We start from the raw sequence: 7,769 nt of genomic DNA, 5'->3' as shown, positions 1-7,769 counted from the left end.
CTCGGGGCCGAACACTTCCAAAAGCGCGACTCCGGGAAAACGGTCGTCAATCTTGTACGCAGGCTGGAGCGCATGGGCTACGCCGTCCAACTGAGGACCGCCGCCTGAGGCGCCGAACCCGGTTGTTTCTTATCAGAGGGTGGCGAGCCTAAGCGAGCCGGGTGAGGGCCACACTCCGCCCCCACGCCACACCCCGGATCGCGGCGCACTTTCGTACTTTCGTACTCTCGTACTTTCGTACTCCAGTTCCGCACTCACGCACCCAGCACTCACGCACTCCGCCCTGCCGTGACCACACACAATCCCCATCCCCCGCGCCCCGACGGAATCATCATCGCGCTGGACGGGCCGGCGGGGTCGGGCAAGAGCTCCACCGCCAAGGCCGTGGCGGCGCGGCTGGGCTATCGGCACCTGGACTCCGGCGGCTTCTACCGCGGCATTACCCTGGCCGCCCTGCGCGCCGGCATTCACCCCGACGAGTGGAGCACGCTCTCCCCCGAGCAGCTGGACGCGCTGGACGTGCACGGGCACCCCACCGAAACCGGCTACCGCATGACGGTGGGCGGGGTGGACGTGAGCGCCGAGATCCGCGGCGCCGACGTGAACGCGCACGTGTCGCAGATGGCCGCCGTGGCCTCGGTGCGCGAATGGCTGATGGACGCGCTGCGCGAGGCGGGCGCGCGCGGCGGGCTGGTGGCCGACGGGCGCGACATCGGCACCGTGGTGTTTCCCGACGCGGAGCTCAAGGCGTACCTCATCTGCGACCCGGAAGAACGGGCCCTGCGCCGCATGCGCGAACAGGGCGCGCAGGACTTTTCCCTGGAGCACGTGCGGGCCGAGGCGGCGCGGCTGCAGGGGCGCGACCAGATCGACAGCACCCGCGAAGCCGCCCCCCTGCGGCAGGCCGAAGACGCCGTCGTCATCGACACCACGCAGCTCTCGTTCGACGAGCAGGTGGCACGCATTGAAGGGCTGGCGCGGGAGCGCGGCGGGGTTGACCGGGTTGCGGGAATGCCCTAACTTATTCTGTTTTCCCGGGCTTAGGGCCCCCTCAACCGTCCACCCTCAACCCGCCGCCGGGTGCAGCTTTCCCGGCGGAGAGTTACGGGAGATCCTCCACTACATGTCCGACACCACTGAGCAGTTCGCTCGCGAGGACGGCGGCATCGCCGTCGCCGAAGCGCCCAACCGCAACTGGGGCAGCGAGCTTACCATCCAGCAGATCGCCGACCGCGCCAAGTCGCTCGGGATTCGCCCGGACCTCTTCGACGAAGACGAGTACACCTCGGACGAGTACGAAGAGCTTCTTGCGATGTACGAGCCGACCCTCAGCAACATCGAGGAAGGCGAGATCGTTAAGGCCCGCATCCTTCGCATCACGGACAAGGCCGTCATTCTGGACCTGGGCTTCAAGAGCGAAGGCGCGGTGACCCGCGACGAGTTCAAGGATCCCGATTCGCTGCAGATCGGCGACGAGGTCGAAGTCTTCCTGGAGAACCTGGAAGACGAAGACGGCGTCGTTGTTCTGAGCAAGAAGAAGGCGGACTTCCTGCGCGTGTGGGAGAAGATCCGCGAGGCATACGAGGCCGGCACGGCCGTGCAGGGCATCCTGACCCGCAAGATCAAGGGCGGCGTCACGGTGGACCTCATGGGCGTGGACGCCTTCCTGCCGGGCTCGCAGATCGCGCTGCGCCGGGTTCCGAACATCGAGGACCTGATCGGCGAGAACTACGAGTTCAAGATCATCAAGCTCAACAAGCGCCGCCGCAACATCGTGGTGTCGCGCCGCGTGCTGCTTGAGGCCGACCGCGAGATCAAGCGCGAGAAGCTCAAGAAGGAGCTCGAGGTCGGGCAGGTGCGCAAGGGCATCGTCAAGAACATCACCGACTTCGGTGCGTTCATCGACCTGGGCGGCATGGACGGCCTGCTGCACATCACCGACATGTCGTGGGGCCGTGTGGGCCACCCGAGCGAGGTGGTGGGGATCGCCGACGAGCTGGAAGTCAAGATCCTGGACATCGACTGGGAGCGCGAGCGCCTGTCGCTGGGCCTGAAGCAGCTGCAGGACTACCCGTGGAAGGACGTCGAGAAGAAGTACCCGGTGGGCGCCCGCGTGCGCGGCCGGGTGGTCTCGATCACCAACTACGGCGCCTTCGTGGAGCTGGAGAAGGGCGTCGAGGGCCTGGTGCACATCAGCGAGATGAGCTGGACGCGCAACGTCCGGCACCCGTCCAAGATCGTGTCGCTGGGCGATGAGATCGAGGCCGTGATCCTGAAGGTGGATCCGGAAGGCGAAAAGATCTCGCTGGGCATGAAGCAGATCGAAGAGGATCCGTGGCACGCGCTGCCGGCCAAGTACCCGGTGGGTACGCGCCTGAGCGGCAAGGTGCGGAACCTGACGAGCTTCGGCGCCTTCGTGGAGATCGAGCCGGGCATCGACGGCCTGGTGCACATCAGCGACATGAGCTGGACCAAGCGCATTCAGCACCCCAGCGAAGTCGTCAAGAAGGGTGACGACGTCGAGGTGGTGATCCTGGGCGTGGACGCCGACAACAAGCGCATCTCCCTGGGCCTCAAGCAGACCCAGGACGATCCGTGGGGCGAGATCGCCACGCAGTACCACCCGGGCCAGGAGATCACCGGCCCCATCACCCGCCTGCAGGACAAGGGCGTGGCGGTGGACCTGGGCAACGACGTGGAGGGCTTCGTGCCCGTTTCGCAGATCGGCGTGACCGGCCTGCAGAACCCGGCGGACCTGTTCGCCGAGGGCGACGAGCTGGAAATGCGCATCACCGAGGTGGATGCGGCCAACCACCGCATCGTGCTGGAGACGCTGCGCGTGCCCAAGTTCGAGGGCGGCCAGCCCGTGCTGCCCGTTCCCGCGGCCGCCGAGGCGGATGCGTCGACGGACGAGGGTGCCGAGGAAGCCGCTCCGGCCGGCGACGAGGCGTAAGCTTTCGTCGCGCGGGACGGATCGCGCGAAACATGAACGGGCGCGGAGCTTCGGCTCCGCGCCCGTTTTTTTGCGTTCGGCCCGGCCCCGGACCGGGGCTGGTTCTACCGCAACGGCATCTCACGCGCGGACGCGGAGGTCGCGGGGGAACTGCGGGGCTTCCGTGGGGGCTCGGCTTCTTCGCGGGGCGGAAGCAGGCAGGGCTGGAGAGCGGGGATCAGGAACCTTGGTGAGGACCGGGCTGGCGCGGCGGGGTGCGGCGTTCTAACGTTCGCCGCGCGGCAGCATCGGCCGCTGTGGCCAGGATGAGCGAGGGGCAGACGGGTGCGGATCGCGTCGGAACCGGAGGACGGCACGCAGGGCGGCCCGCTGCGGCGCATCGTGCTCGCGCTGGTGCTGCTGGGCATCGGCGGGCTGGCGGCGGAACTGGTGCTCCTGGAGCACTTTGACTCCTGGACGCAGTGGGTTCCGTTCGCCGCGCTGGCGGCGGGCCTCGGCAGCGGCGTCGTCGTGCTGCTGCGTCCCGGGCGCCGCTCGCTGCGCCTCTTTCAGGCGGCGATGCTCGCGTTCGTGGTCGCCGGTGCGGCGGGCGTGGTGCTGCACCTGAAGGGGAACCTGGAGTTCGAGCGCGAGATGGACGCCGGCGCACGCGGGCTGGCGCTGTTCTGGCGCGCCTTGCGCGGCGCCACGCCCGCGCTGGCGCCCGGCTCGCTCGCCCACCTGGGGCTCATTGGCCTCGCCGCGGCATACCGCCATCCGGCGGCACGTACACACATCACGGAGAACTCATGAAGCACTCTCTTTCTTCCGCCCTGATCCTGGCGGCGCTCACCGCGGCCGCGTGCGGCGGCGAGTCCGGCGCCGAAAAGGAGTCGGTTTCGGACACGGCATCTGCCGCCGCGCCCGCGGCGCCCGCCCCGGCTGCGCCCGCGGACTCGGCGGCGCCCACCGCGCCCGCGGGACCCGCGGCTCCGGCGGCGGCACAGACGGGGCTCATCGACCCGAATTCCGCCACCCGCGAGCAACTGACGGCCATCCCGGGAATGACGCCGCAGCTGGCGGACGCGGTCATCCAGGGCCGCCCGTACGCTGACATGCGCGCGGTGGATGCCAAGCTCACCGGGCTCAGCGAGCAGCAGAAGGACCAGGTGTACGCGCAGCTCTGGAAGCCCATCGACCTGAACAAGGCGACGCGCGAGGAGATGGAGCTGATCCCGGGCGTGGGCGCGCGCATGAGCCACGAGTTCGAGGAGTACCGCCCGTACCGCGGCATCGAGCAGTTCCGCCGCGAGATCGGCAAGTACGTGAACGAGGCCGAGGTCGCGCGCCTGGAGAAGTACGTCACCATTCCCGCATCCTGATCGTCGCTCGTCTTCAGCATCGAGAGAAACGCCGGGCTCGCATCCGCGGGTCCGGCGTTTTCTTTCTCGTCGCGTTCGGTAGGGGATTCGCCCACCCGATGCGCTCCCCTCGCGATTCCCCATCCGTCGTTTGGTCCTGATCGCGACTCACCGTATAATCATACTTACACGGTCTGGTCGTACCGATTATCGAGAGTCGTTGTGCATAGTCGCCGGAGCAACGATCAGGACTAGGAGGGGCTGACCAGCAGGTTCGTCGATCCAGTCGCTTCCGACGAGAATGCACAATCGTTGATGGCAATCGGTATCAGTCCCAAGCGTACAATCTGATCGCAGGATGACGAGCGCCTTCGTTGTGGAACCGCGCGGGATTGCCCATGAATGCCGGTGGTCACGACTGCGAGCTGACGCGGGACGCGCTCGCGACATCCCGGACCCCTTACCGAGACAGGCCATGAGATACAAGGTAGTGATGCAGCACTCCGAAGAAGGGTACAGCGTCCATTGTCCGGGCCTTCCGGGTTGCTGGTCGCAGGGTGACACCGAGGAGGAGGCGCTTGCGAATATTCAGGACGCAATCTCGGAATACCTCGCCGTGGTCAATGACCTGACCCGTGGCCGCGATGTTCGCGAGGTGGAGGTAGCCGCCTGAGTGGGAAAGCTACCCGGAGTCAATCATCTGGACGCGATTCGTGCCCTCCAGAAGGCAGGGTTCACGATCGCCCGACAGAGCAAGCACGTGATCATGACCGATGGCGTGCGTGTGCTCACGATCCCACGCAACAATCCGATCAACGCCTTCCACTATGGGCGGTATCGTGCGCGACGCGGGCCTCACTCCGCAGCAGTTCAGAGCTCTCCTGTGATCCCCGCTGATCACGCACACAAAACGCCGGGCCCGCATCAGCGGGTCCGGCGTTTCTGCGCAGGGTAGCGTAGCGTGCGAAAGCAGTTGATTGCGGCCGGGCTGTGTTCGCGGACCGGAGTCAGTCGCTCGCGGCCTCGGCGAGGTCCGCGATCACGATGCCCTCGCCCAGAAGCAGGGTGTGCGCCTCGGCGGCGGGGAGCTGCTGCACGTCGCGCAGCTTGCGCTCGATGGCGCGCGTGCGCACGCCGGCCTGGTCCATCTGCTTGCTCGCTTCCTCCAGCTTCTTCTGCACCTTCTGCAGCACCCCGCCGAATTTTCCGAACTCCGTCTTTACCGCCCCGAGCACCGTCCACACCTCGCTGGAGCGCTTCTGGATGGCGAGGGTGCGAAAGCCCATCTGCAGGCTGTTCAGCACCGCCCAGAGGGTCGTCGGGCCCGCGACCACCACCCGCCAGTCACGCTGCAGCGCGTCTGTAAGCCCCGGCCGGCGCACCACTTCGGCGTACAGCCCCTCCGTGGGGAGGAACATGATGGCGAAGTCCGTGGTGCGCGGCGGGTTCAGGTAGCGGGTGCAGATGTCGCGCGCGCAGCCGCGGATGCGCTCCTCCATGGCCCGCGCGGCCGCTTCCATTCCCGCGGCGTCGGCCGCCTCCTGCGCCTCCACCATGCGCAGGTAGTCTTCCTGCGGGAACTTGGCGTCGATGGGGAGCAGCACGTCGCCCTGGTCGTGGCCGGGGAGCCGGATGGCGAACTCCACCCGTTGCCCGCTGAACTCGTTGGTCGCCACGTTGGCGACGTACTGGTCGGGCGTCAGCACCTGCTCCAGCAGGCTGGCGAGCTGCACCTCGCCCCAGTTGCCGCGCACCTTGACGTTGCTGAGCACCTTCTTGAGGTCGCCCACGCCGCTGGCCAGCGTCTGCATTTCGCCCAGCCCCTTGTGTACCTGCTCCAGCCGGTCGCTCACCAGCCGGAAGCTTTCGCCCAGCCGCTGCTCCAGCACGCCCTGCAGCTTCTCGTCCACGGTCTGCCGCACCTGCTCCAGCTTGGCCGTGTTGTCTGCCCGGATCTGCTCCAGCCGCCCCTCCACCGAAAGGCGCAGCTTCTCCATCTGCTCCCCGGTGGATGCGGTCAGGTGCCCGATCTGCGTGCCGATGCCGTCCATCTGCAGTTTTTGCGCGGTGGAGATCTCGCCCAGGGTGCGCACGACGGAATCGTTGAAGCCCTTGAGCGTGGTGCCCACCTCTTCGCGCAGCTGCCCCGCGCCGCCCTGCTGCGCCTCCGTCATCTGGCCCAGCGCGGCGAGCACGTTCCCCAGCTGCTTCTGCTGGTCGGCCGACAGGGTGCCCAGGTGCTGGAACACCGTATCGCCCATGGTCTTGATGGACGCGGCCACCTCGCCGCGCAGCCGCCCCGCCTCGCCGCCGGCCTCCTCGCGCGCGCGGGCCAGCTCGTCGCGCAGCACGCGCTCGGTGCGTTCCTGGCTCTTGTCCACGCCGTCCAGCCTGGTGGCGAGCAACGCCGCGCCCTCGCCTCCCGGCCTTCGCAGCACGACGACCAGCAGGCCGATGCAGACGGCCTGCAGCACAAGAACGAGGGCAAGGAGCGGATCCATGATCATGATCGGTGGAAGGAGGAAGGCGGGCACTCCGTTTGCCGCCCTCTGTCGGTCGGGCTGGCGGTGAGGAATTCGCCGCGGCGCGCCGGAGGCGGGCACGCCGCCCCGCGGATGCGGGACCACGCGCCGTGTTTTGCGCGGTGCGAAAGGGTACGCGTGGATGCGGCGCGCCCGCAACGCCTGCGCGACAGTCTCTGCGCACGCCGGCGGCCAGAACGGTTGATGCGCCGGGTGCCGCTCATCCCGCGGGAGATCGGCGGGGGGAAACGGCATCCTGCCCCGCCCCCGGCAGAATCCCTCTCCCGCTCAGTTCCACGCTCCAGCGCTCCCGGGTGGAGAACACGCGCTCGCGGGCAGACGGATGGAGCAGGGCGGCGCGCGACTGCATCTCCATCGCACGTGCGGAGAGGCGCGGCGCTTCGGCCGTGGTGGGCAGGAACGGGGCGGAAAGCGCGAGGCGCGCGGCCAGATAGTAGTTCGCCGCGGCAGAAAGCGGGCGGGCACGGTACAGCGCCATCTCCCGCTCCCCCACGCGCACCGCGGGGCCGTCCGCCTGCGCGAGGGCCGTCCGCTCAAAGGCGGTGATCGCGCCACGCAGCATGCGGTCCAGTTCGGCGCGCCAGGCGCCGCGCAGGTCTGCCTCCTCCAGCACCTGGACGGACTGCGACAGGGCCAGCGTGTACGCGAGGCCGCGCAGGCTCAGCGTGGCGCCGTCTACCACGACCGTGCGATCCTCTTTCGCCAGCGCAAGGGCCGCCGCGCGGAAGGCCAGGAACGACTCAGCGGCGGGCCGGCCCATTTGCGCGTATGCCCAGCCCAGCGCCATGAGGATGGTGGGATCGTCGTCGGAGAGCGACCGCGCCTCGCCGTAGTGGGCCAGGACGGCGTCCAGGTCGCCGCGCGACCATGCCTCCCGCGCGGCGGCGCAGCGGCGGGCGATCTGCCACTTGCGCCGCGCCTCCGCCGCCAGAG

The 7,769-nt window shown here is 68.4% G+C and carries 6 protein-coding genes and 2 pseudogenes; 6 read left to right on the top strand and 2 right to left on the bottom strand.

Going from position 1 to position 7,769, the window contains the following annotated elements:
* Positions 1-288 precede the first annotated feature (288 nt).
* From cmk to VF665_RS25830, 6 genes and pseudogenes are all read left to right on the top strand, one after another.
* On the top strand, positions 289-1,020 hold the full coding sequence (gene cmk / locus VF665_RS00750) for a (d)CMP kinase (protein ID WP_331051483.1): 732 nt from the start codon (positions 289-291) through the stop codon (positions 1,018-1,020).
* Between the two features lie 103 nt (positions 1,021-1,123).
* Complete coding sequence (locus VF665_RS00745) at positions 1,124-2,953, top strand: 30S ribosomal protein S1 (RefSeq protein WP_331051482.1); 1,830 nt, start codon at positions 1,124-1,126, stop codon at positions 2,951-2,953.
* Between the two features lie 324 nt (positions 2,954-3,277).
* Entirely contained in the window at positions 3,278-3,745 is a 468-nt protein-coding gene (locus VF665_RS00740) for a hypothetical protein (protein ID WP_331051481.1), read from the top strand.
* Positions 3,742-4,314, top strand: a complete 573-nt coding sequence (locus VF665_RS00735; RefSeq protein ID WP_331051480.1) for a hypothetical protein — start codon at positions 3,742-3,744, stop codon at positions 4,312-4,314. Before VF665_RS00740 ends, VF665_RS00735 begins: the two co-directional genes overlap by 4 nt.
* Before the next feature lie 454 nt (positions 4,315-4,768).
* Positions 4,769-4,966, top strand: coding sequence for a type II toxin-antitoxin system HicB family antitoxin (locus VF665_RS00730; RefSeq protein ID WP_331051479.1), 198 nt, complete (start codon positions 4,769-4,771; stop codon positions 4,964-4,966).
* A pseudogene (locus VF665_RS25830) lies at positions 4,967-5,180 on the top strand (type II toxin-antitoxin system HicA family toxin).
* Positions 5,181-5,300: 120 nt separating this feature from the next.
* Here VF665_RS25830 and VF665_RS00725 read toward each other — a convergent pair.
* Together VF665_RS00725 and VF665_RS00720 are read right to left on the bottom strand one after the other, a co-directional pair.
* On the bottom strand, positions 5,301-6,794 hold the full coding sequence (locus VF665_RS00725; RefSeq protein ID WP_331051478.1) for a DNA recombination protein RmuC: 1,494 nt from the start codon (positions 6,792-6,794) through the stop codon (positions 5,301-5,303).
* Positions 6,795-7,035: 241 nt separating this feature from the next.
* Positions 7,036-7,769, bottom strand: a pseudogene (locus VF665_RS00720) (hypothetical protein); the annotation flags it as partial.

Source organism: Longimicrobium sp. (genome assembly GCF_036387355.1).
Lineage (GTDB): Bacteria > Gemmatimonadota > Gemmatimonadetes > Longimicrobiales > Longimicrobiaceae > Longimicrobium.
The sequence above is the reverse complement of the archived record's forward strand: the minus strand, read 5'-3'. Positions and strand labels throughout refer to the sequence as shown.

Bases quoted from the DNA above. Each gene is read 5' to 3' on its own strand.
- VF665_RS00745 (WP_331051482.1), top strand. From the start codon at position 1,124: ATGTCCGACACCACTGAGCAGTTCGCTCGCGAGGACGGCGGCATCGCC.
- VF665_RS00735 (WP_331051480.1), top strand. From the start codon at position 3,742: ATGAAGCACTCTCTTTCTTCCGCCCTGATCCTGGCGGCGCTCACCGCG.
- VF665_RS00730 (WP_331051479.1), top strand. From the start codon at position 4,769: ATGAGATACAAGGTAGTGATGCAGCACTCCGAAGAAGGGTACAGCGTC.
- VF665_RS00725 (WP_331051478.1), bottom strand. From the start codon at position 6,794: ATGGATCCGCTCCTTGCCCTCGTTCTTGTGCTGCAGGCCGTCTGCATC.